At 37.9% G+C, this 22,653-nt stretch carries 26 protein-coding genes; 5 read left to right on the top strand and 21 right to left on the bottom strand.

Translation table 11 applies throughout. The features are described 5' to 3' along the window. Window positions 1-288 precede the first annotated feature (288 nt). The 13 genes from BW964_RS02905 to tpx form a co-directional block, all read right to left on the bottom strand. On the bottom strand, window positions 289-1,155 hold the full coding sequence (locus BW964_RS02905; protein ID WP_076504535.1) for a VOC family protein: 867 nt from the start codon (window positions 1,153-1,155) through the stop codon (window positions 289-291). A gap of 90 nt (window positions 1,156-1,245) precedes the next feature. Then, window positions 1,246-1,485 carry a helix-hairpin-helix domain-containing protein gene (locus tag BW964_RS02910; RefSeq protein WP_228432020.1) on the bottom strand — a complete coding sequence of 80 codons (240 nt, stop codon included), beginning with the start codon at window positions 1,483-1,485 and terminating at the stop codon, window positions 1,246-1,248. A 35-nt stretch (window positions 1,486-1,520) separates the two neighbouring features. Further along, window positions 1,521-1,934, bottom strand: coding sequence for an SRPBCC family protein (locus BW964_RS02915; protein ID WP_076504537.1), 414 nt, complete (start codon window positions 1,932-1,934; stop codon window positions 1,521-1,523). A 75-nt stretch (window positions 1,935-2,009) separates the two neighbouring features. Beyond that, window positions 2,010-2,441 carry a VOC family protein gene (locus BW964_RS02920; RefSeq protein WP_076504539.1) on the bottom strand — a complete coding sequence of 144 codons (432 nt, stop codon included), beginning with the start codon at window positions 2,439-2,441 and terminating at the stop codon, window positions 2,010-2,012. A gap of 243 nt (window positions 2,442-2,684) precedes the next feature. After that, window positions 2,685-3,461 (bottom strand): alpha/beta fold hydrolase, encoded by a 777-nt coding sequence (locus BW964_RS02925; protein WP_076504541.1) that lies wholly within the window; start codon window positions 3,459-3,461, stop codon window positions 2,685-2,687. Window position 3,462: 1 nt separating this feature from the next. Beyond that, window positions 3,463-3,987 (bottom strand): hypothetical protein, encoded by a 525-nt coding sequence (locus BW964_RS02930; protein WP_076504543.1) that lies wholly within the window; start codon window positions 3,985-3,987, stop codon window positions 3,463-3,465. Between the two features lie 108 nt (window positions 3,988-4,095). Next, window positions 4,096-4,557, bottom strand: a complete 462-nt coding sequence (locus tag BW964_RS02935) for a hypothetical protein (RefSeq protein WP_076504545.1) — start codon at window positions 4,555-4,557, stop codon at window positions 4,096-4,098. Window positions 4,558-4,784: 227 nt separating this feature from the next. Continuing rightward, window positions 4,785-5,195, bottom strand: a complete 411-nt coding sequence (locus BW964_RS02940; RefSeq protein ID WP_076504546.1) for a VOC family protein — start codon at window positions 5,193-5,195, stop codon at window positions 4,785-4,787. 77 nt (window positions 5,196-5,272) lie between these two features. Continuing rightward, window positions 5,273-5,863: a Crp/Fnr family transcriptional regulator gene (locus BW964_RS02945; RefSeq protein WP_076504548.1), complete on the bottom strand. Its 591-nt coding sequence runs from the start codon at window positions 5,861-5,863 to the stop codon at window positions 5,273-5,275. 258 nt (window positions 5,864-6,121) lie between these two features. After that, complete coding sequence (locus BW964_RS02950; RefSeq protein WP_076504550.1) at window positions 6,122-7,333, bottom strand: DUF763 domain-containing protein; 1,212 nt, start codon at window positions 7,331-7,333, stop codon at window positions 6,122-6,124. Window positions 7,334-7,434: 101 nt separating this feature from the next. Next, window positions 7,435-7,842: a glyoxalase superfamily protein gene (locus BW964_RS02955; RefSeq protein ID WP_076504552.1), complete on the bottom strand. Its 408-nt coding sequence runs from the start codon at window positions 7,840-7,842 to the stop codon at window positions 7,435-7,437. A gap of 49 nt (window positions 7,843-7,891) precedes the next feature. Further along, on the bottom strand, window positions 7,892-8,239 hold the full coding sequence (locus tag BW964_RS02960) for a VOC family protein (RefSeq protein WP_076504554.1): 348 nt from the start codon (window positions 8,237-8,239) through the stop codon (window positions 7,892-7,894). 88 nt (window positions 8,240-8,327) lie between these two features. Beyond that, window positions 8,328-8,825: a thiol peroxidase gene (gene tpx, locus BW964_RS02965; protein WP_076504555.1), complete on the bottom strand. Its 498-nt coding sequence runs from the start codon at window positions 8,823-8,825 to the stop codon at window positions 8,328-8,330. Between the two features lie 161 nt (window positions 8,826-8,986). Between tpx and BW964_RS02970 the strand changes: the two genes are divergently transcribed. From BW964_RS02970 to BW964_RS02980, 3 genes are read left to right on the top strand one after another with little or no spacing between them, the layout of a single operon-like run. Continuing rightward, entirely contained in the window at window positions 8,987-9,439 is a 453-nt protein-coding gene (locus BW964_RS02970; RefSeq protein WP_076504557.1) for a T9SS type A sorting domain-containing protein, read from the top strand. Between the two features lie 14 nt (window positions 9,440-9,453). After that, window positions 9,454-10,608, top strand: a complete 1,155-nt coding sequence (locus BW964_RS02975; protein ID WP_076504558.1) for a cadherin repeat domain-containing protein — start codon at window positions 9,454-9,456, stop codon at window positions 10,606-10,608. Between the two features lie 59 nt (window positions 10,609-10,667). Then, complete coding sequence (locus BW964_RS02980) at window positions 10,668-12,887, top strand: NADP-dependent isocitrate dehydrogenase (protein ID WP_076504560.1); 2,220 nt, start codon at window positions 10,668-10,670, stop codon at window positions 12,885-12,887. A 210-nt stretch (window positions 12,888-13,097) separates the two neighbouring features. Here the strand turns inward: BW964_RS02980 and BW964_RS02985 are convergent, their stop codons facing one another. The 4 genes from BW964_RS02985 to BW964_RS03000 form a co-directional block, all read right to left on the bottom strand. Further along, on the bottom strand, window positions 13,098-14,090 hold the full coding sequence (locus BW964_RS02985) for an MBL fold metallo-hydrolase (RefSeq protein ID WP_076504561.1): 993 nt from the start codon (window positions 14,088-14,090) through the stop codon (window positions 13,098-13,100). Between the two features lie 70 nt (window positions 14,091-14,160). After that, window positions 14,161-15,162 carry an aldo/keto reductase gene (locus BW964_RS02990; RefSeq protein WP_076504563.1) on the bottom strand — a complete coding sequence of 334 codons (1,002 nt, stop codon included), beginning with the start codon at window positions 15,160-15,162 and terminating at the stop codon, window positions 14,161-14,163. Window positions 15,163-15,251: 89 nt separating this feature from the next. Next, window positions 15,252-16,157: a helix-turn-helix domain-containing protein gene (locus tag BW964_RS02995; protein ID WP_076504565.1), complete on the bottom strand. Its 906-nt coding sequence runs from the start codon at window positions 16,155-16,157 to the stop codon at window positions 15,252-15,254. 120 nt (window positions 16,158-16,277) lie between these two features. Continuing rightward, window positions 16,278-16,697 carry a hypothetical protein gene (locus BW964_RS03000; RefSeq protein WP_076504567.1) on the bottom strand — a complete coding sequence of 140 codons (420 nt, stop codon included), beginning with the start codon at window positions 16,695-16,697 and terminating at the stop codon, window positions 16,278-16,280. Window positions 16,698-17,098: 401 nt separating this feature from the next. Here BW964_RS03000 and BW964_RS03005 point away from each other — a divergent pair, with 401 nt between their 5' ends. Continuing rightward, window positions 17,099-17,386 (top strand): GNAT family N-acetyltransferase, encoded by a 288-nt coding sequence (locus BW964_RS03005; RefSeq protein WP_076504568.1) that lies wholly within the window; start codon window positions 17,099-17,101, stop codon window positions 17,384-17,386. Between the two features lies 1 nt (window position 17,387). On the opposite strand, the gene BW964_RS03010 is transcribed toward BW964_RS03005, so the two are convergent. Continuing rightward, window positions 17,388-18,488, bottom strand: a complete 1,101-nt coding sequence (locus tag BW964_RS03010) for an MBL fold metallo-hydrolase (protein ID WP_317044322.1) — start codon at window positions 18,486-18,488, stop codon at window positions 17,388-17,390. Between the two features lie 170 nt (window positions 18,489-18,658). Here BW964_RS03010 and BW964_RS03015 point away from each other — a divergent pair, with 170 nt between their 5' ends. Further along, window positions 18,659-20,191, top strand: coding sequence for a S41 family peptidase (locus BW964_RS03015; protein ID WP_076504570.1), 1,533 nt, complete (start codon window positions 18,659-18,661; stop codon window positions 20,189-20,191). A gap of 42 nt (window positions 20,192-20,233) precedes the next feature. Here the strand turns inward: BW964_RS03015 and BW964_RS03020 are convergent, their stop codons facing one another. The 3 genes from BW964_RS03020 to BW964_RS03030 form a co-directional block, all read right to left on the bottom strand. Then, window positions 20,234-20,824 (bottom strand): hypothetical protein, encoded by a 591-nt coding sequence (locus BW964_RS03020; RefSeq protein WP_076504571.1) that lies wholly within the window; start codon window positions 20,822-20,824, stop codon window positions 20,234-20,236. Between the two features lie 22 nt (window positions 20,825-20,846). Next, complete coding sequence (locus BW964_RS03025) at window positions 20,847-21,341, bottom strand: RNA polymerase sigma factor (RefSeq protein ID WP_076504573.1); 495 nt, start codon at window positions 21,339-21,341, stop codon at window positions 20,847-20,849. A gap of 493 nt (window positions 21,342-21,834) precedes the next feature. After that, the gene (locus BW964_RS03030; protein WP_076504574.1) at window positions 21,835-22,650 is read right to left on the bottom strand and encodes a hypothetical protein; all 816 of its coding nucleotides are present in this window, start codon (window positions 22,648-22,650) and stop codon (window positions 21,835-21,837) included. Between the last annotated feature and the right edge of the window lie 3 nt (window positions 22,651-22,653).

The raw sequence follows: 22,653 nt of genomic DNA on the forward strand, positions 1-22,653 counted from the left end.
ATAGATGATAGACTAATAGATAGATGTGAAAAGTACCACTAATAATTATTTTCACTCATAACCCATAACCCATAACCCATAACTAATAACTCATAACTCATAACTCATAACTCATAATTTATAACTTATAATATCTAATTCACCTTTTAATTTGGATTGTAACCTTTTCTGGAGGTCATCAGCCAATCTTTTCCCTAAGCTCCATCAAACAGCAAGCCGAAAACTGAAACATAAAAAAGAAAAAGGGCTGAAAGCTGAATTTATTCTTCCCCTTTCAGCCCATTGACCTTAAGAATTATAAGCTTCTTCCAGATCCTCTATTACTATTTTCTGCATTTTCATCATTGCCTGGACTACTTTCTGAGCCCTTGACTGATCTGAATCGTTCATTAACTGGATCAGCCTTTTGGGAACAATCTGCCAGCTCAGTCCATATCTGTCTTTTAGCCAGCCACACATGCTTTCTCTTCCGCCACCTGAAATAAGGGTATTCCAAAAGTGATCGGTCTGTCGCTGATCATCGGTCATCACCACAATAGAAACGCCTTCATTAAAATCGAATGGATGATCATAGGAGTTATCCATACAGAAAAAGCTATAGCCGTCAATGATAAAATGACCGTGCTGTATATTTTCAGCAGGCTCTGATAGGGGCTGTTCTCCTGCGCCATCTCCATATTTAAGAATGTTTCCGATGCTTGAATTGGGAAAAGTTTGGGTATAAAACTCCATGGCTTCCATTGCTTTTCCATTGTTCTGATGGATAAACATCAAGGTAGGAATGATTTTCTGCGATTCCGGCTTTTCTCCCAGAAACAACTGCCAGTTAACGCCGTATTTGTCCTGTACCCAACCATACTTTTTACTCCAGAAATAGGAATCCAGAGCCATGAGGGCTGTTCCCCCATCGATCAGTTGATCCCAATATTTCTGCACCTCATCTTCTGTTTCACAGATCACCATCAGGGAAACCGATGCGTTCTTTTTAAAATGAGGACCTCCGTTCAGCAACATCAGTTTTTGTCCGAACAGTTCAATATTCATGACTACAGGAGTATCTGTCGTGATTTTTCCGTTAAACACCTGACTATAAAATTCTGCGGCCTCTTTAGATTCTTCATCAAACCAGAGACATGGGAAAATATCGTTATTCATACAATTAAATTTGGGGGTTGAAATATATCGTTTTATGCATACTGCAGGCCAATGAAATCCGCAGTAACAAAAAGTATCGGGTCATTAAAATTATGAGTTTTTGAACGAAACGTGATGTTCCTTCATATGACTTTTCAGTTTTTCCATGGCATTCTTCCCGAAACCATGAAGCTGCATGATCTCTTGTTCGGAATAGTCCGACAGTTTCTCAAGAGAATCTATTTTTTCTTTTTCCAACGACCTTCTCGCCGGTAGTGCAATAATGCCATAGAGGAAATCATTGCTATTCACCATATGAACAGCACCAATGGAGCTTAAACACTTTGCCATTATTAAGAGATTGATCATGGCTTCCGATGGGTATTTTAGTGATTTTCAACGTACTTGTGAAAATTATTGAGAATAGCATACCAGCCTTCTCTCTGCATTTCCACAGAATTTTGTTTTTCGGGATCGAAAATCTCGGTCACTTTTGTAGTATGATCATCGATCTTGTCAAAGATAATTTCTACTTTACGTCCGTCTTCCAAATGATATTTAATATGGGCATTGGGAATAATTTCATCATAAATTGCTTCAAAATCAAAACCGAAACTTTTATCTTTTGCTTCCATTCTGACTTTTAATTTCCCTCCTACTCTCAAATCATTTTCGGCACTGGGACATTCCCAGGTTTCATGCGCAAAATTCCATTTCGTAATATGTTTCGGGTCATTAAAATAATTCCAAACCTTTTCTACAGGGGATAAAATTGTAATATCTATCTTAATAGGATCCATAATTCTGCTTTTTAATGTTGAAGTAAAAAGGCAGTCCGGGTTTGAACTGCCCTTATAATTGAGTTAAATATAAGATTATTTTGTGTATTCTTCATTATAGTTCACCATCCAATGAACGCCATATTTATCCTGAAAGCTTCCGAAATAGTCTCCCCAAAACTGATCTTCAATGGGCATTTCCACATTTCCGCCTTCCGAAAGCCCTTTGAAAAGACGGTCTGCTTCATCTCGGGATTCAGGGAAAATGGAAACATAATTATTATTTCCTACATTCAGGGTCTGTCCGAAACTTGGAACAATATCGGAAGCCATCAAAAGGTCATTGCCGATCGGGAGTGCAACGTGCATTACTCTGTTTTTTTCTTCCTCAGATAAATTTTCAGTTCCGGGAGCGTTACCCATTTTATGAATTTCACCAAGAAATTCTCCTCCGAAAACAGATTTGTAAAAGGTGAAAGCTTCTTCTGCTTTCCCGTCAAAATTGAGGTATGGATTTAGTTTAGCCATGATTTTTGATTTTTTAAATTACTATTAATGATTTTTATATTGTTGTTTTTAAATGCTAACATAAAAGTATTTACAGCTCTGCTGTTTTAAGAGCGCAAGGGCGTTTCACTCAGCAGAGGATACATTTTTTTAATGAAATGATTAAGATTTAATCAAGCTGTTTTTAGAATATCAAAAAGAGATTAATTAAACTCAAAGGTTAAAATGATTCATCTTCACTCAACTTACAATCTTCACATCATCTTAATGGTTTAAAAATTTTACCACTTCACTGACGGTCAGGTTGATCATATTGGAATCTGTATTTCCTTCAAAATCAGCCATCATGTAGGAACCGTGGGTTGCTGGCAGAATCATCAGCTGAGAATCCGGAATAAGTCTCCACATTTCTACGATATGTTCCGGTTTCATAACGTCTTTGTCTCCGCCGATCAGCAATGCAGGAACATCTATAGAGCTCAGAACCTCATCATCCCAATCTTTAAAAGTCTGCATTCTCTTACGGTCTTTATCGAAAAGATTTTCAAGTTTTGAAAAGTCCGGATTTAGATTTAGAAAATTAATTTTAAGAGGTTCCGGCATGGATTCCAGTGTGGCTTCTGCCATACTTTCAAAAAAGCCGTCCATCATTCCGTTTCTTTTATAAAATGCAGAAGCGATGATTAATTTTTCAGTTATTTCGGGATAAAGACGGGCCACCTGCATGACTGTATTTCCGCCGTTGCTGAATCCCCAGAAAAAAGCTTTTCCGATATGAAGTGCTTTTAAAAGGGCTGCAATATCATGGGCATCCTGTTCAAAAGTTTCAGGAATATCGCGGTGATCAGTCATTCCATGGTTCTGAAGATCAATTCCTATCAATTGAAATTGTCCTTCCAGCCTGGAAATTATTTCTTTAAAATCAAACAGCATCGAGGAGCCGCCGCCATGAATCAGTACGAGAGGTTTTCCCGAACCATACACTTCGTAATACATCCGGATTCCATTCACTTGTTGGTAGCCTTTTTCTTTCGGTTCCATATTAATATTTCAGATTTTCATCCATGTCGTATTTCATTCCCGGATAGCCAAGAATCCTTCTCATCAGGCCTATCTGTCCGCATAGATAATCTTCACGGCCAATAGACATTCCGGTAAAATTGAGTTTGGTTTCGCGAACAAAAGGAATATTCATTCCAATTTCAAACATCTCATCCAGCTCTTCATCCGTGACTTCCATCAATTTCTGAAATACTTTTGCAGAAATATCATGAAAATTTTTCTTCAGTTCATCCAAATCAGGATACTTGTAGTTTTCGTCCAGAGCTTTTCCCTGAAAGAAAAGATCGCTGTACGGATCTTCATCTCTAAGGCCTAAAACCCATCCCAAACTGTAGCGCATATTGACAAAATTTCCTGCCATCCAAACGATATGATTGGTTTTTCCTTCAATTCTTTTCACTGCATCTTCTTCGGAGATTCCATCCAGGACATTAAGAAAACTTTGGGTATGCATTCTGTATGCCGGAAGTATGATTTCCAGTTTTTTTGATTTTGGAGTGTCCATTTTTTTAAGTTTTTAGTTGTTTTAAAAATGATATCTTTCTAAGGAATATGAAGTCTGCTTCTTTGGCTAAAAAGTCCTATCTGAATAGTCTGCCAGATATTTTTACACCTATTTTACAGCACCGGGTTTTCCGAGAATTCTTCTGAGATAGCCTAATTGTCCGCTGTGGTAATTTTCATGAAAGGATAAAATGGCAATATCATTGATTGTTTCCGGATTAAAACGTTCAATGCTGATGAGCTTTGCTTCTAATTGATCCTGAGATTGCTGAAGATAAGACTTCAGTTCTTCAAAAGTGATCAGTTCCTCTTTTCTTTCAATGGGAACAGCTCCTCTGTTGTAGCATGAAAATTTCGCATTGTCCCATACAGATTCTTCTCCCAGAACATTTAAGAATGCATTTCTGATATAAATAAGATGTCCTAAGATCCAGTTCATGCAGTTGGCTTCTCCATTCGGAAAGATCATAGATTCTTCATGGGCAATGCTGTCGATATTCATTGAAATCACTTTGAAGTTACTGAATACCTGAATTTTTACGATTTCTATAGCATTGGATTGTGTTTCCATACCTTTATATTTTTATTTTAATTTCCTATGATTCAAGTGGATTGATTGAACCGGAGAATGTAGCCAATCTTCAATTTTTCCCACAGGATATCCGGATAGCCACAGATGGTTTGTTGTGACTTTCCAAAATGGCCGGGGGTTTATATGATGATTTTGTCTTTCCGGAGTAGATTAATAGAAAATATTAACCGATTCTCATTGTTTATCAGGCTGAATGGTATTTAAAATTACTCTGCGGGCATTTGAGAACGATCTGCAAACATCACATTCCAGCCATGTCCGTTAATGTCCCAAAAAGAATTATGATACATCCATCCGTAATCCTGAGGTTCCTCATGCTGGGTAGCTCCATTTTCCAGAGCGGTATTCACTACCTGGTCAACTTCTGCCCGGCTGTCAAGACTGATGGCAACAAGAACCTGTGTAGTATCGCCTTTTGGAACAGGTCTTTCGGAAAAAGTCTGAAAAGATTCCTCGGTCAGAAACATAACGTAGATCTGATCTTCTTTCATGACAACACAAACCGATTTTTCATTCGACATCTGCTCATTGATCGAAAAACCAAGTTGGGTCCAAAATTCTTTTGTTTTCTGTACGTCTTTTACGGGAAGGTTGACGTAGATCTGATTGATTTTCATATAATAATTATTTGATGTTAAACTTTTAACCAAAATTACCCAGCCTCCATGAAAATCAACTTGCCATAGGACAAGATTTAATTTTTCTTTGGATGGGAAACTATTTCTTTGCGAATACGGCTCAAAGAGGTATCGGTAACGCCCAGATAAGAAGCGATCTGCTTGAGCGGTGCAAACTGTACTACCTGTGATTTTTGCTCTAAAAGATTAAGGTATCTCCTGGTTGCAGAAAGGGTAAACATTTCTACCGAACGTTGTTTATAGGCAAAAAGCTCTTTTGACATCCATGATCTGCCCCATTCTCTGAGATTGGGAATTTTATGGAACAGCTCCTGAAATGTTTCAAAGTCAAACCTCCAGCATTCACAGTCGGTAATGCATACGATATTTTCCTGGGAAGGGATTCTCTGGAAAAGGGATAAAACTTCAATAATGATTTCGTTATCTGCAAAAAAATGCGTGGTCACTTCATTTCCGCTAAAATCGTTGACATAAGAACGGGCGAGGCCTTTTTCCAGAATATAATATTCATTGGCCGTTTTTCCTTCTTCAAGAATGATATCTCCTTTTTGAAATGAGACTTTTTCGTGGGCCTGAAATATTTCTTCAAGCTCTTCCTGCATAAAAAACGGGAAATCATAACAGATTTCCAAGGCTTTATTCGTCATTGAATCAGTGTTTTTAAGATTTTAAAAATATGATTTTTAATTGAATCACAAATAAAAAAAATTAAACAAATTGACGGAATACACAAAGAAAGCCGCATTTAACTATATTGTTAACAGCTGTTTTTATTATTTCTAAACAATTAAACATATTTTTATCCAGCCCATCAAAGGATGGAGGCGATCGACCATTCAACAGGAATTATCATAAGAGCCATGATTGATGTAACGGGTAAGATATTGAGCCGTTATCTTTCTATATCAGAATAAAGAAAGTTGAATGGATTTTGGTTTTTTGGGTGGTTCTGCATCTACGAATACCGTTTTTCCTCCGAAGCGCCATGAATTCTGTCTTTCCTCTTCAATGACCTGCTGGATATCGAAATCCGGGGTAAAATCTTTTTCGGTGGCTGCGACAATCTGATGGAGTTTATTTAAAGTATTCAGCTTATCTGAATTTCCCAGTTTTGATTTTTCGATTCCTTTTCTGAGAATACTGATGCTTTCATCATAGGTTTTGGTAGGAACCGGGAAAGGATGTCCGTCTTTTCCACCATGGGCAAAGGAAAATCGTGCAGGATCAGCAAATCTAGAGGGAGCTCCGTGGATCACTTCGCTTACCAACGCTAATGACTGCATGGTTCTTGGTCCTACTCCTTCCAGCATTAAAAGATCTTCGAAATTCTGCGGCTGTTGTTCACGAGTGAGATATAAAAGGGCACCCAGACGTTTCAGATCAACGTCCGAAGCCTGAACATCGTGATGCGCAGGAAGAATCAACCTTGAAAAATCTTTCATCACATCAATGGAATCGGTATGTGAAATATCCAGAATTCCTTTTCTGTTGCCTGAAGCTTCTGCATCGGTAAGGTTAAGGATTTTTCCTCTTGAGACCCCATTGATCCCCGTGTGTGGTTCTTCTATAAATGATTTGATATTTCCGGAATGCCAGTGATACCGTCTGGCCGTCCCATCCGATTCATGCATTCCCTGTTGTACCACGCTCCAGCTTCCGTTATCTGCTAAAATAAAATTATGCAGGTACAATTGATAACCGTCCTGAATAGCCGTATTATCTACTTTTGCGGAAAGTTTGCTGGCTCTCACCAGTTCATGACCATTCAGCCCTGTTTTATCAGCAATCTGAAGAAGTTCTGATGGTGTTTCTCGGGAGAATTTACCTTTTCCTCCGCAGATGTAAAGGCCGAGTGATTGAGAATTAGGATTAATGGAACGTTTCAAAGCTCCCATTACGGAAGTAGTGATCCCGGATGAATGCCAATCCATTCCCATGACGGCTCCAAAACTCTGAAACCAGAAAGGATCTGCCAATCTCCTCAATACTTCATCTTTACCATAATCCATTAAGATTACTTCAATAATGGAAAGTCCAAGCGCGGACATACGCTCATACAGCCAGGGCGGTACTTTTCCATAGTGTAAGGGCATATCTGCTATTCCTGAACGTTTCATCGGGTAAAGGTAGTTTTATCTGGTGAATTTTTTGATGATCTGAATCATCTGTCTGCGCTCCATTTTGTAATTAAGCTTTTATCATTTTTTGTGAACAGACTCTAGTGATCCCCTGAATAAAATTGAAGGCCTTTATGTTTCTCATCATCAAATTCTTCGTTGAATATGATTTTATTTCCAAATGGATCGTCTACGGTAAAAGATACTGCTCCATAGAAGGCTTTTTCAAGTCCGGGGCGGTTGTATTTGTATTTTTTATCAATGAGCTCCTTGTGATAGGCCGCTATCCCTTGTCCCCAGATAAATACTCTGCTTCCGGGAGAACCGTCCCCGTGATGTTCACTTAAATGAAGAATGATATTTTCCTTTTTCACTTCCATATAAACAGGGGTATTCTCATCAAAATGATGCTCCCATACGACTTCAAAACCCAGCCAATCAATATAAAATTCGATGGCTTTTTTATAATCAAAAATTCTGAGAACCGGAATGATCTTTTCTGCTTTCATAGGACAATGATGTTGTAAAGAAACTCGTTTACTGCTTATCGCAAAATTATTATTGATGGGAAAGTATATTTATCACGTTTCCCAACGGATCTTTTACAAAAAATCGGCGTACCCCCCATTCTTCATCGGTCATTTTGTAAATAATTTCAAAACCTGACCGTTGTACTTTGTCATAGACCTCATCCACATTATCCACTTCTATTGAAAGTAAAGGAACTTGGGTATCATTTCCGCCCTGGGAGGCAAAACTCACCTGAACTTTTGCTTCTTCATCGCTTCCGAAAGTTTTAATCCAGCCATGATTCATGAGTAGGTTAAGACCTAGAATATCATGATAGAAATGGTCTGCCTTTGACAGATCACCGGTTTTTATATTGGCGACAATTCTTTTTACCATATGGAGTGAATTTAGATTCTATAATAGCCCAAAAAAGCCCTGTAAAATAAAATTTTCACAAGGCTTTTATAAAAATCTTATCTGATCATTATTTTAATGCTTCAATAGCTGCACTATAATTGGGCTCGTCTGCAATTTCAGAAACCTGTTCTGTGTACACCACTTTATTATTTTCGTCAGTTACGATTACCGCACGGCTTAAAAGTCCTTTTAGAGGAGAATCCGTAATGGTTACTTCATAGTCATCCCCAAAGCTGCTTCTGAAATCTGAAAGGGTTTCTACGTTATTCAAACCTTCAGCTGCACAAAATCTTGTCAAAGCAAAAGGCAGATCTTTAGAAACGTTGATCACCACGGTATTTTCCAGGTTTGAAGCTTCTTCATTGAATTTTCTTGCTGATGATGCACAAGTAGGGGTGTCGATACTTGGGAAAATATTGAATACTTTTTTCTTTCCTTCAAAACTCTCAAGCGTTTTCACATTTAATCCTGAATCTACCAAAGCAAAGTCCTTAACGGTAGTGCCTACTGAAGGTAAATTTCCTATGGTATTGACAGCGTTTCCTTTTAATGTAATATTTGACATAATTTATTTTTTTGTTCTTCAAATTTACTTAAAATAGAAAGTTTCTGGAGCGGATGAAAGGTTAAATAATTCTTAAAGTAGAAATAAACGTACTTATCTGCCTCCGGTGATTTTTCTGATTAAAATTTTATATATATTCGCAATCCAAAAAAATAATAACTATGCGAAAAAAAATTACTTTCCTGCTCTTTGGGTTGCCTGTTTTTGGTTTCGCTCAGTCTGTGGTCGGCAATATCAATTCCGGTGCAGTTTCTGACACGAATTTCACGCATTCTGTAGGAGAAATCTATGTCATTCCTACCGATCCTGACCAGGCCAATTCCGGGACTATGGGGATGTATTACCAATCTGTTTTAAAGGTTTTAGGCGTCAAAGAACTTGAGAAAGACCATGTCAGGATCTACCCCAACCCTACCGCTGATTTTGTTCATATCACTTTAAACTCAAAGTCGAAAATTGAGGATGCAGAAGTATACGACACTGCGGGTAGGCTTGTATTAAAAGCGAAACTGGACAGTGGGAAGCTTGATCTCCGCAGTCTTCATTCCGGAGTGTATATGATCACTTTTAAAAATCCGGACCTTCAACCTATTAAAATCATTAAAAAACCTTAAAAACTATTCAAAACATGAAAAAACTTTACACTGCTGTAGGATTATATCTTGCTACTTTACTAAGTGCACAGGTTCCACAGGCTTTCAGCTATCAGACTATTGCTTTCAATGCTTCAGGTGCTCCGATTTCCAATGGAAACATTTCATTAAGAGTAAGCATTTTAGAAAACTCTGCTACAGGAAACGTCCTGTATACTGAAACCCATAACAAAACGACTAACGCTAAAGGCCTGGTTAATTTAAATATTGGACAGGGAACTTCATCTACAGGGAGTTTTGGAGGAATTAACTGGGGAACCAATACCAAATTCGTCAAAGTGGAAATGGATCCGCAGGGTGGTTCCAATTACACCAATGTCGGGGTAAACCAACTGATGAGTGTTCCATATGCCCAGGTAAGTAAAACAATCGTTACCGGTCCTGGCCAGGGCATTACTCTGGTATCTCCAAACGGAACCAATTATACGTTAAACGTAAGCGACTCCGGTATATTAAGTCTGCCTACGAATACGAGTTCATCCGGTAATACTTTACCTTCCAACTTATATGCGTATGGATCATACAACTCCTTTACTCCTTCCTCCGCTGAATTACTACGGGGAAACGGCACAACGAAAGTGGGGTATAAATACCTTCAGGCCAATACCCAGATTAAATTCATAGCTTCACCGGGGAATGGTGCACAGGTTTACGGGTCAGACTCCAACGGATTCGTTACTGCCAACGGAAGTAATTATAATGTTTCTTCCAACGGATACTACCAGATCCTTATCGCTCCTAACGGTCCACAAATGAGGGCAGGTTTCTTCAACTTTGTTCCTAAAATCAGGTTTACGGCTATTTCGGGTACTACGCCTGTAACTTCTGTCACCTATAATAATGCTACAGGAAAATTTACGGCCATTATCAATGGAGTTACCACCAGTACCGGAGGTTCATTTTATATCCAGCTTGCTTCAGAGAGTATAGAGGTTGAAGATTTAGGAGATAACCTGAATGACGGATCTTTTGATGTAGAAGGTACAGCAATTACCTTTCCCAACCTTTCTTCTACCACACCCAAAAACTATAAGGTTGAATTCAGCCTCAATTTTGATGCTACCGGAACTTACACAAATATAAATTTAAAGAGGCATACGCCTCTTTTTTTATGCAAAATACCTTCATAAAACAATCATATTTAGTAAATTTGTGATTCTTAAAATATCAAATAATAAATACCAGTATAATGTCAGACAAATCAAAAATCTATTACACCCTTACGGATGAGGCTCCAATGTTGGCAACACACTCGTTTTTACCGATCGTAAAAGCTTTTACAAAATCAGCAAACATTGAGATTGCCGTTCCTGATATTTCTTTGGCAGGAAGAATCTTAGCCAACTTCCCTGAGTTTTTGAAAGATGACCAGAAGATCGGTGATGCCTTGGCGGAATTAGGTCAATTGGCGACTCAACCTGATGCAAACATTATCAAATTACCAAACATTTCGGCTTCTGCCCCTCAATTGGATGCTGCTATTGCTGAATTACAATCTAAAGGTTTCGCAGTTCCGAATTATCCGGCAGAACCTAAAAATGAAGAAGAAAAAGCAATCAAAGCTAAATATGCCAAAGTTTTAGGAAGTGCGGTAAATCCTGTATTAAGAGAAGGAAACTCTGACAGACGTGCTCCAAAAGCGGTTAAAAATTATGCCAAAGCAAATCCTCACAGAATGGGAGACTGGGCTTCTGACAGCAAAACTGATGTAGCTCATATGGACAACGGAGATTTCTACGGAACAGAAAACTCTACTACGCTTGAGAATGCAACACAATATAAAATTACATTTAAAGGAGCTGACGGTGCTGAAACTTTACTAAAAGATTTCGCAGGTCTTCAGGCCGGAGAAGTAATCGATTCTTCTGTAATGAACTTAAACGCTTTAAGAGCTTTTGTACAGAAAGCGATCGCTGAAGCTCAAAACAGAAACGTTCTTCTTTCTGCTCACCTGAAAGCTACGATGATGAAAATCTCTGATCCTATTATTTTCGGAGCTATCGTAGAAACCTTCTTTAAAGATGTTTTCACCAAATATGCTGAAACATTCAAATCTCTAGATGTTAATCCAAACAACGGTCTTGCTGACCTTTTTGATAAAATCAAAGGAAATGCTCAGGAAGCTGACATTAAAGCTGATATCGAAGCTGCTTTAGCGAACGGACCAAGAGTGGCTATGGTTAATTCTGACAAAGGAATTACGAATTTCCACGTTCCTTCTGATATCATCGTTGATGCATCAATGGCTGCTCTTGTAAGAGGAGGCGGTAAAATGTGGAACAAAGAAGGTAAGGAAGAGGATACGGTATGTATTATCCCGGACCGTTCTTACGCAGGTTTCTATCAGTCTGTTATTGATGATATGAAAGCGCACGGAAAATTAGATCCTACAACCATGGGTTCTGTTCCCAATGTGGGTCTAATGGCTCAAAAAGCTGAAGAATACGGATCTCACGACAAAACTTTCCAGGCATCAGCAGAAGGAACTATTGAAGTTCAGGATGAAGCAGGAAATGTTCTTCTTTCTCAAAAAGTGGAAAAAGGGGATATTTTCAGAATGTGTCAGACGAAAGATGCTCCGATTCAGGACTGGGTAAAATTAGCGGTCAACAGATCAAGACTTTCTGATACTCCTGCGATTTTCTGGTTAGATAAAGGAAGAGCACACGACAGAGAAATCATCAAAAAAGTAGAAAAATATCTTAAGGATCACGATACGGCAGGTCTTGACATCAGAATTCTGGATGTAAAGGATGCGATGACTGAAACACTTAAAAGAGCAAGAGAAGGAAAAGATACAATTTCTGTTTCAGGAAACGTATTGAGAGATTATTTAACAGATCTTTTCCCGATCCTTGAATTAGGTACTTCTGCAAAAATGCTTTCTATCGTTCCATTGATGAACGGTGGTGGTTTATTCGAAACAGGGGCAGGAGGTTCTGCTCCAAAACACGTTGAACAGTTCCTGGAAGAAGGTTATCTGAGATGGGACTCTTTAGGTGAGTTCTTAGCGCTTCAGGCTTCTTTAGAGCATTTGGCTCAGACACAAGGCAATACTAAAGCTCAGGTTTTAGCGGATGCACTTGATGAGGCTAATGCTAAGTTCTTAGCTACCGATAAATCACCGGCAAGAAAAGTGGGACAGATCGACAACAGAGGTTCTCACTTCTATTTAGCAATGTATTGGGCTGAAGCTTTAGCTAACCAGACTGCTGACGCTGAACTGGCCTCTCATTTTGCTCCGGTTGCAAACGCCATGCAGGAAAGTGAAGAGGTAATTAATGCAGAATTAATAAGTGCTCAGGGTAAGCCTCAGAATATTGATGGTTACTACAAAACTGACACGTACAAAACGTATGCAGCGATGAGACCAAGCACGGTATTAAATGAAATCATTGACGGAATTTAATTTCTGACTGATATAAATACATGAAAGCTCCTTTTTTAAGGAGCTTTTTTTGTGTCCGAATGAATACGTTTTAAACGCATCCTATGGAGATCTCCAAGTGAATACTATTATAGATATCTTCCGCAAACTCTTTGCACCAATAATCAGCAAATCCTCCCGGAAAATGAGAGGATTTAGTATAGAAACGATATCGTAGAAAATTGAAGTCTATTAATTCATAAAACTCTCAGGAATCCATTCAAATCCTGTTGCTTTTTTTCTGGTAAATCCTAAACCTGGCCATGGAAGATGATAAGCAAAAGCTTTGGTTTTAGTTTCCGCAAGCTGTAACAACAGTTTTTTGCGGGATTCAGTGGCGATATCCAAATCTGTATCCCCTGAAAATCCCCAGTTAGGATGTGGAAAAAGAATGACATCGGAATGAATGAGATCTGCCATATAAAGGAGTTTCTCGTCGCCTGAAGAAATCGTCATTATGGTAAGTCCTGGTGTATGCCCGGGAGCCAGCTGAAAGCCGAAATGATCATACAAAGTATTTTTAAAATCATAAAACCTGAGCTTCGGGCGAATCGTCTTCAAAATATTCTGAATGGGCGGAATCACCTGGTTGAGGAATTCCGGTTGGGTCTTCAGAAAGCTGTTTTTAAAATCTTTAAGAGAAGCCTGCAGCCAGAAGTCGTGTTCAATCTTTGAAATATAGAGATGAGCATTAGGGAAAATCAGATTGTTCTGTTGATCTACCACGCCACCGATATGATCCGGATGGGCATGGGAAATAAAAACATCCGTGATGTCTTTGGGATAAAACCCTGCCTTTTGAAGGCTTTTTAATAGAAAACCCGTTCTTTCATCAGCAAATATGCCCATTCCGGCATCCAATAAAACGAGTCTATCCTTTGTTTTAACAAGCATCAGGTTCATTGCCATGTTTATATAGTCATCTGGTCGGAAATGCCCCCTCAGCATAGCTTTCAATTGAGGTACATCCGCTCGGGGAGAAAATGTATCTACATTTTTCTCGTGAATATATCCATCCGTGAGAATGAATAGCTCCAGTTCTCCAAGTTTTATCTTTTTAAACCCTGAAAGGTCTTCTTCCGGATCAGGCATCATTGTTTTATTTCCTGCAAAAACATCTGTAAAAGGGACAAAGCTTAATGCCCCCGCCATCAATCCGTTTTTTAAAAGTTCTCTTCTGTTCATAATCAAAATAAGTTTTTTCCAATAAATCCGGATTCCTGCTTACATTCAGGAATCCGGAAACAGGACAGGTTTAGTTATTGACTAATTTCATTGAACCTTCAGTGTATCGTTCGCCCACGTTAGGGTATTTTTCAAGAAGACTGTCGATCGTTTCAAGATCTGATGGTGACAGATCAATGTTCACAGCTTCAATATTCTCTTCCAGATATTTAATCCGTTTAGTTCCCGGAATCGGAATGATATCTTCTCCCTGATTGAGTACCCATGCAAGCGCCAACTGAGTCCCTTTTACTCCTTTAGACTGAGCCAGTTCATTGATTTCCTTTGCCAGGTTTCTGTTGTTTTCAAGATATTCTTCCTGATAACGGGGTAAGGTTTTTCTGAAATCTTCATCTTCAAAATTCTGCACGTCATTGATATTAGCAAAAAGACCTCTGGCTAAAGGAGAATATGGAACTAATGTGATTCCTAACTCTCTGACGGTCGGAAGTATTTCATTTTCGATATCCTTCGTCAGAATGGAATACTCTGACTGCAATGTGGTAATCGGATGGATTTTATTAGCTTTTCTGATCGATTCTGCTGAAGCTTCTGACAATCCCAGGTACTTTACTTTTCCGGCTTTTACCAGTTCTGCCATAGCGCCTACCGTTTCTTCTAAAGGAATATTCGGATCTACTCTGTGCGCATAATAAAGATCAATGGTATCGATTTTCAATCGTTGAAGACTTAAATCAACAGCTTTTTTAATCCACTCCGGTGAACCGTCAAAATAGGTCCCGGGTGCTCCGCTATGGCTCGGTTTTCCATCTTTAAATCTGAATCCGAATTTAGTCGCGATAAAGATCTTATCGCGGTTCGGAACCAAAACCTTTGAGATAAGTTTTTCATTTTCTCCGTCCGCATACATATCTGCCGTATCCCAGAAGTTGACTCCTAAATCCAATGCCTTGTGTAAGGTACTGATGCTTTCCTGCTCATCTGCCGGGCCATAAGCAAAGCTCATTCCCATACATCCTAATCCTACTGCAGATAACTGCTCTCCTGTGTTTCCTAATTTTCTGAATTTCATAATGGGTTGTGATTTTAAAATTGATAAGACAAAATTAAAACAAGACCAGTCCGGATGTTCTATAGAATTCAAACTAAGAATTATAAAAATCAAACAACCGTTGTTCTGACTGTGTTGGGCGCTAATCCTGTCTGCTTTTTAAAGAAATTGGTAAAATAAGCAGGCTCCTCAAATCCTAATCCATAGGCGATTTCGGAGATATTCCAGTCCGTATGTTTCAAAAGTGCACTGGCTTCCTGAGTGATTCTTGAGGCAATCTGCTGGCTGGTGGTTTTTCCGGTCATTTCCTTAACGGAACGGTTTAAAGAGTTGACATGAATGGAAAGACTCTGAGCATAATCATTAGGTGTTTTCAACTTCAAAAAGGCTTCAGGGCTGTCTATCGGAAATTGTCTTTCAAGAAGTTCCATAAATAGTGAGGCCACTCTATGTGAAGCATTCTGATACGGTTCAAAGTTTTCTGCAGGATGCATCTTCATCGTTTCATGGATCAAAAGATGAAGGCACGTACGGAGCATATCATATTTATGCATATACTCGGACTCAATCTCAGACATCATTTTGATAAAAAGGTCCGAGATGGTTTTTTGCTGATCCTTATCAACAAAAAATATAGGCGTTCCCCCAATTTTAAAGAGCTGCGAATCCTGAAGGTTACCCAGACGAGTACCGTTCTGCAAAAACTGATCGGTAAAAAGGCAAAACCAACCGGTCTGATCTTCGTCATCTGCTTCCCATGAATAAGGAACGACAGGATTTGAAAACAGCAGTGCCGGACGGTCTACATAGATCCATTTATCAGCATAATGAAGTTTTCCCTTTCCGATGATGAGTGAAATTTTATAATAATCCCGCCTGCTGTAAGGTGTTAGCAGTGAACAACTTTCGCGCGTAAACACATTAAAATGCCCTACTCCGGCAGACTTATCACTCTCCAGCCTTTCCACTGAGGCATTCCGTAAATAAAATCCTTGTATTGTTTCTTTAGATTCCATAGTACTAAGTTATAAAATTCAAACCAATAAAAATATGGTAATTCTTATTATACATATAACAAAAAATGACCGGCAAAAATGCCGGCCACTAAAAAACTGAATGTATAATTGATCATTGATTTAATGATGATGTTCTTTTTTCTTATTCATTTTGTACTCTTTGTTTTTATAGCCTTTATTTTTCTTATAATTATTTTTGTTTCGGTTATAGACCGCTACAGGATTCTGCCCTTTATAATAATTTTTTTTGAACTTGGTATACTTTTCCCTTCCAAGAATTCTTTCTATTTCATAATATCTGTCTTCTCTCCATCGATCAGGCTGGCTTACATAGGCCCTGTTCCATGAATCATAGTCACGGTATCTGTCATTTAAAGAATTCAGCTGATTGGTCTGGGATACGGAAAGCAAAAGATCTGCTGCCACCGATTGCCAATTGACATCCGTAATACTTCTTCTGTAATCGTTATAATAATCCGACTGTGCAAAGCTCAACCCAAAAGTTCCTGTGAGCAGTAATGCAATTAATATTTTTTTCATACTTAGCCTTATTTTTAAATTAAATTACTTCATTAAAGTCAATTAAAATGCCAATCTCTTAAAGCAGTCTCCCAATCTTTGTTAAAAAAACAAATACCCTCATCGCCATGTTCAAAAAACCTGTCACATTTTCGCCTATGCCACAATAACTTATGAATACACAATTCTTTTACTGTACTCTTCTACTCCTATCTTTTTCTACTCTGACCTTCGGTAACTCTCTTTTTAAAAGAACTTAAAATTTCGTTAAGTTTCCTCAAAACTCATGTTTTGTATTATTTTAATTTGTAATTTTAAGAATGTGAAGGATAATTCCGGAAAGGATTGCGATGTCGTAAGATTATTTTTTACGAATGCGTAGAAAGAAGTTATTTTTTTAACTCAACCAAATATTAATTGTTATGGAAAATATAAAGTTTGAGATATCTCCCTATCAGGATGAGCTGCAACTATTGATCAACGGAGAAAAAGCAGGATATATGTCTATAAAAATTGACGGAAGGCTGCTGATCGTTTATTATACTAAAATCATTGAGGAACGCGAAGGCCACGGATATGCCAAAATGCTTCTGGATGAACTGGTACGCTATTCTGAGGAGAAAGATCTTCTGGTAGATCCTGAATGTGATTTTGTACGCCAGCAATTTGAAAATCATCCTTCAAGGTATAAGGATATCTGGCACGCCTGAATCAGTCTTCCCACCAGATTTTAAACTGGTGATCAAAAGCATTCATATCCAGTACTTCCCCAATCATTGGGGTAAGAATATTGAGCCCTTTTTCTTTTCCTAAAACCGTCGCTTTTTGAAGCGGTTCATTCCACGGATGAAGAGCCAGAGCAAACTTTGAAGAATGAACAGGAATAATATTGGTGGCCCTCAAGTCCATCGCAGCCTCAATAGCATCTTCAGGAAGTGCATGGATATACTTCCATGCTTCGTCATACTGCCCGTTCTCAAGAATCGCATAATCAAAAGGTCCAAATTGCTCACCGATCTTTTTAAAATGAGAATCATATCCACTATCACCGCCCAGGAATATCTTTTTCGTAGGAGTTTCCAGAACATAGGATGTCCACAAAGTATTGTTCTGCTTTATTCTTCTTCCGGAAAAATGTCTTGCAGGTGTAAAACTTATTTTTATTTTATTTTTTAAAAGCACTTCTGTTCCCCATTCTTCTTCAATCAACTTTTCTTCAGGATAGCCCCATCTTTCAAGATGTGATCCTACTCCCAAAGGTACAATGGCCACATCCGTCCGGTCTTTTATGGATTTCACAGTCGGATAATCCAGGTGGTCAAAGTGATCATGGGTAATCACCAGATAATCGAGATTGGGAATGTCATCCGGTGTAAAAATATCTGAACCTTTAAATGCTTTGTTAAAGTATTTGAAGGGAGAGCCATATAAACTCAGCACAGGATCTACAAGAAAGGATACCCCATCTGTCTGAAGATAATACGATGAATGGCCCAACCAGATGAACAGATCCTGATCTTTAGGAATGTTTTTTAAATCTGTATGAATGGAAGGAATCGCTTTCAAAGGTTTTAGGAGACTATGTTTTTTACCCAAAACAAAATCATATGTGACCTTAATGGTACTGTAACCTTCGGAAATATTGGGAGTATAACTGATGTTTTGAAATTGTTGGTTTCTATAAAGCCTTGACTCTTTTATACGCTTCAGTCTTTCACCTTTAGGTGCTGCTCCGAAAGCCGGAAGCTCCATTACCACGAAGTAGGTGGCAACAAGAAAAACAGCAAATACAATCCAATATATCATCTGCATCTAAATATGTTGACAAAGGTATTAACTTTTACTTTCCTATAGAAACATCATTCTATAGAAGTTTCTTTTTAACTAAATTTATAAAGCTTTCTGAATAATTTATTATTTATTTAATCGAGAATTATTTTAAACTTTTTAACTTAGCCAATTGAAAAAAAAGTCAAAACACGTTGAAAAATTATTCGATTATATTGCTGGCCGCAGCGCTTTCCTCATGTGCATCTATCAGAAGGCACAATGAGCAGCGGGCAACCTGCATTGAACCAGACAAGCTTAAGGAAGACGTAGACTATGCGTATTCAAAGCTTCAGAAAATGCATCCCCAGCTGTACTGGTATATTTCCAAACAGGATCTTGATCAAAAGTTTGACAGTCTGAAACAGACGATCAACCAGCCTCTTACCCCTCTTGAGTTTTATTTTAAACTTCAACCTGTAATCGCGGATATCCGTGAAGGGCATCTTTCGCTAAGAATTCCCAGAAAGAAATTTACCAAAAGAGAAATTAAAGCTCTTGAAAATAAGAAGGGAATGTTCAGCCGCTTTGAATATTATATAAAAGATGATCATTTATATATCATTCAAAATAAAGATTCGATAGAAAACATACAACCTGGAACCGAAGTAGTGTCCATCAATCATGTTCCGGTTACGGAATACTTAAAAAAATACCGTGCACTGGTCAGCAGTGACGGTTACAATAATACTTTTCAGTCTTATTTTCTAAAGGATGTATTCTTTAATTTCTATACGGCAGAAAACGGCTTTAAAGACACGGCAACGATAGAAGCACTGTACAACGGTAAAAAGTATAATTACACGCTGCACCGGGAATCTAAATCTAAAAATGATCTGGATCAAGATAAACAACAGGAAAAACGAACTCCTGAAAAGAAAGTGAATGACTACGTAGCATCAAGCAATTCTTATAACCGGGATTTTAAATTTCTGGATAAGGACAGCACTACTGCTTACATAAAAGTAAAAAGTTTTTCAAGAGACTATTCGGATAAGTTTTATAAGGAAACCTTTGAAAAAATAAAAAAAGCAGGTTCAAAGTACCTTATTATCGATGTCCGGAATAACTATGGTGGATCTTTGTATGAGATCAACAACCTGTATTCCTATCTGGCGCCACAGCCGTATGTCCTGATCAAGCCTTCGCAGCTTACGTCAAGGCTTACTCCGCTAAAGACCAATTATTTCAGAAAAAGCAATGCCTTTCAATATGCTTTTAAGAGTCTGGCCTATCCTACTTATGTTTTTGCGCAGACTTTCAGCACTTATAAAAAGGACGGAAAAGTTTTTTATAAAATGAAAGCCGATAAGCCTACAAAACCCAACAAAGAGGCATTCAACGGGAAAGTTTTTGTACTCATCAACGGCGGGAGCTTTTCAGCATCCTCCATTATCACAGCGAAACTGAAATACGATCAACGCGCAGTTCTCGTTGGTGAAGAAACCGGCGGTGCCAATGATGGAACCGTGGCCGGATTTTACTCCTATCAAAAGCTGCCAAACTCCAAGATCAATCTTCCTATCGGATTATTATTGGTGCAACCCAACATTGATTTCCAAAATACAAAGAAAGGAGTTTCTCCGGATGTTGTAATTAAGGAAAGCATGCAAGATATCATTGATAAGAGAGATCCACAACTGGAATGGATCAAGAATGAAATAGCAAAAGAAAAAGAACTTCAATAGTTTTATAGGTTTCGGCGGGCTTTCAGCCCGCCGAAACCTTTTTTACTTCTTTAAATCCTCCAAAAGACCTTCAATATGATCAATATACCTTCCGTAGTAACGGTGGAACCAGAATTTCCCGGTCAAAAAAAGAAAAAAAAGTCCTATCGTAACTGAGCTCAATAGAATAACAGCTGTTTTCATTTCACTCATTGGCTCACGCCATGGGATAAATTCTATCACAATAATCATTTCGCAGACGATAAAAGGCACAAAACTCAGATAATAAGATAAATAATACTGCTTATTAAGATTGAACTGCATTACCAGATCTTTTAATGAATCATAAGTTTTAAGCATAGGATTGCTGATATCACTGTAAAGCCTGAAAAATTTACTAAAAAAGAAAATCGTCACCAAAAGCATAGATGCCACAAGAACCGTGATATAGAACTGGAGTTTGAATGGCCTGCAAAAGGCGCATACTGTAAATGAAAATATAAAAATTCCAATCACGGACCAGAATTCCATGCGCATGTTTTTGCGCATTTTTTCCAGCGGCAGGTTGATCTTATGTCTCTGCTCAATACTTATTTCAGGGGTTCCTTCTGATACCTCTTCATTCCAAACGTTTTTTAATTCATCTATATTCATGAGTATTGATTTAAAGTTATAATTAATTTGAGGTTAGAATATCTTTCAGTTTATTTTTGGCACGGTTCATTCTCACTCTTGCATTGCCTTCAGAAATTCCCATCTGCTCTGCAATTTCTTTTCCTGAAAAGTCTTCCAGATAGTAAAAAATAAAAGCTTTATCAATAGGATTCAGCTGTCGGATTGCTTTATACATCTTCGTAAGCTTTTCTTCCTTTTCGTCGTCGTATTCATCCTGAATCACCTTAGAGACCGAAAAATCTTCATTCGAAATAAAACTTCTTTTTTTCTCAGATTTCAGAAAAATAATCGCGGTATTCAGTGCGATCCTGTAGAGCCAGGTAGAAAATTCGCTCTGTCCTCTAAAGCTTTGATAGGCTTTCCATATCTGATACGTGATTTCCTGAAAAAGATCATCCCGGTCGTCTTTTTCGGACATATACATTTTGGAAATCTTAAAAATGATTCCTTTATGTTTTTCTATTTTGTCTAAAAATTCCTGCTCCAATGAGTTCATGATTTTAAGCTCTATAGAGTTAGTTTTAAATATCTGAAAATGTTACACCTGTTTCTTAAAAATAAAAATCCCAACAGAAAATTTCTGCTGGGCCTCATGATGTGTTTTCTTGTTTTTCTCCAGCATCCGTATCGGAGAAACGGAGCTTTTGCACGAAATAATTTTAATTTTTAAAGTTTTTCTGCAATGTTTTTTATCCATTGATTCGTCAGTTCATATCTGAAATGTACAAGCTCGAACAGATTACTAACATTTTATATTTCTAATAGTTAGTAGAAAAAAGACAAAAATGTTACACCCTTTAGGGAAAAATTTAAAAAAAAACAATATTCTATTCCTGCCATTTCATTCAAGGTTTTCCAATCCTGTGATACGGGTGTTTCCCAGCTAAAGGATTTCTGGTTTGTATTTTAAAGAAAATAATCCCGTAAGAAAATTTCTTACAGGATTGATAGTGTATTAAGTTTTTTACGGGATTAAATTTTAAAAAAAATTAATTCAGTTGATCCAAAGCCTTTTGAAGGATATTCAGATCAATAAAATCCAGTTTTACCCCAATAAAGATGAAAATAAAAAGAACCAAAGTTAAAAATATGATGATAAAGATATATACCGATACAAACCAAACAACGGTATTCAGAATATTTCCTTTAAAGCCGAATTTATTCATAAAAAAACTCTGCGAACGTTCAAACCAGGAATTTTTTCCGGTATTTTTGGGTTGTATTTCCAGTCCGTTCAGTTCATCTACCAAACGTACCACATCTTCTATATACCTGCCGTACATATAATAAATCCAGTACTTGATAATAAACCAGACGAGCAGGAGGGTAATGATGAAACTGATCCCGAAAATAGCAAGATTGTATTTCACTTCAAAATGGAAGTTGATCTTGATAAGTGATAACAGAAAAGCAAGTGGAATATAGGAAATATAATAGGAAATGTAGATTTCTTTCGATATTAAAAGCTGTGTTTTAAGGTTGAACAGGTCATAATTGGTATTGATTCCGCTTTTGCAGAGTATTTTGTAAAGTTTGAGAAAACGGGAGTAGAAATAGAGTATAAATCCTAGTGTCAGTGCGACGACAAAGGCAGAGATAATCACGACATTCCTGTCTCCGGAGGCCAATGGAAAGCCGATCAGAAGCATGGGCATGGTGACGACCATCAGCCAGAATTCTGTTTCCATATTGATCTTCAGCATCTGCATCGGAGAATGAATTTCACCTTGTTTCTGGAGGGATATCTCAGGCAGATCCTGCCTGTTGTCTTTATCCCAAAGTTCTTTAAAATTTTCTAACTCCATTTG

This window comes from Chryseobacterium shigense (assembly GCF_900156575.1).
Classification (GTDB): domain Bacteria; phylum Bacteroidota; class Bacteroidia; order Flavobacteriales; family Weeksellaceae; genus Chryseobacterium; species Chryseobacterium shigense.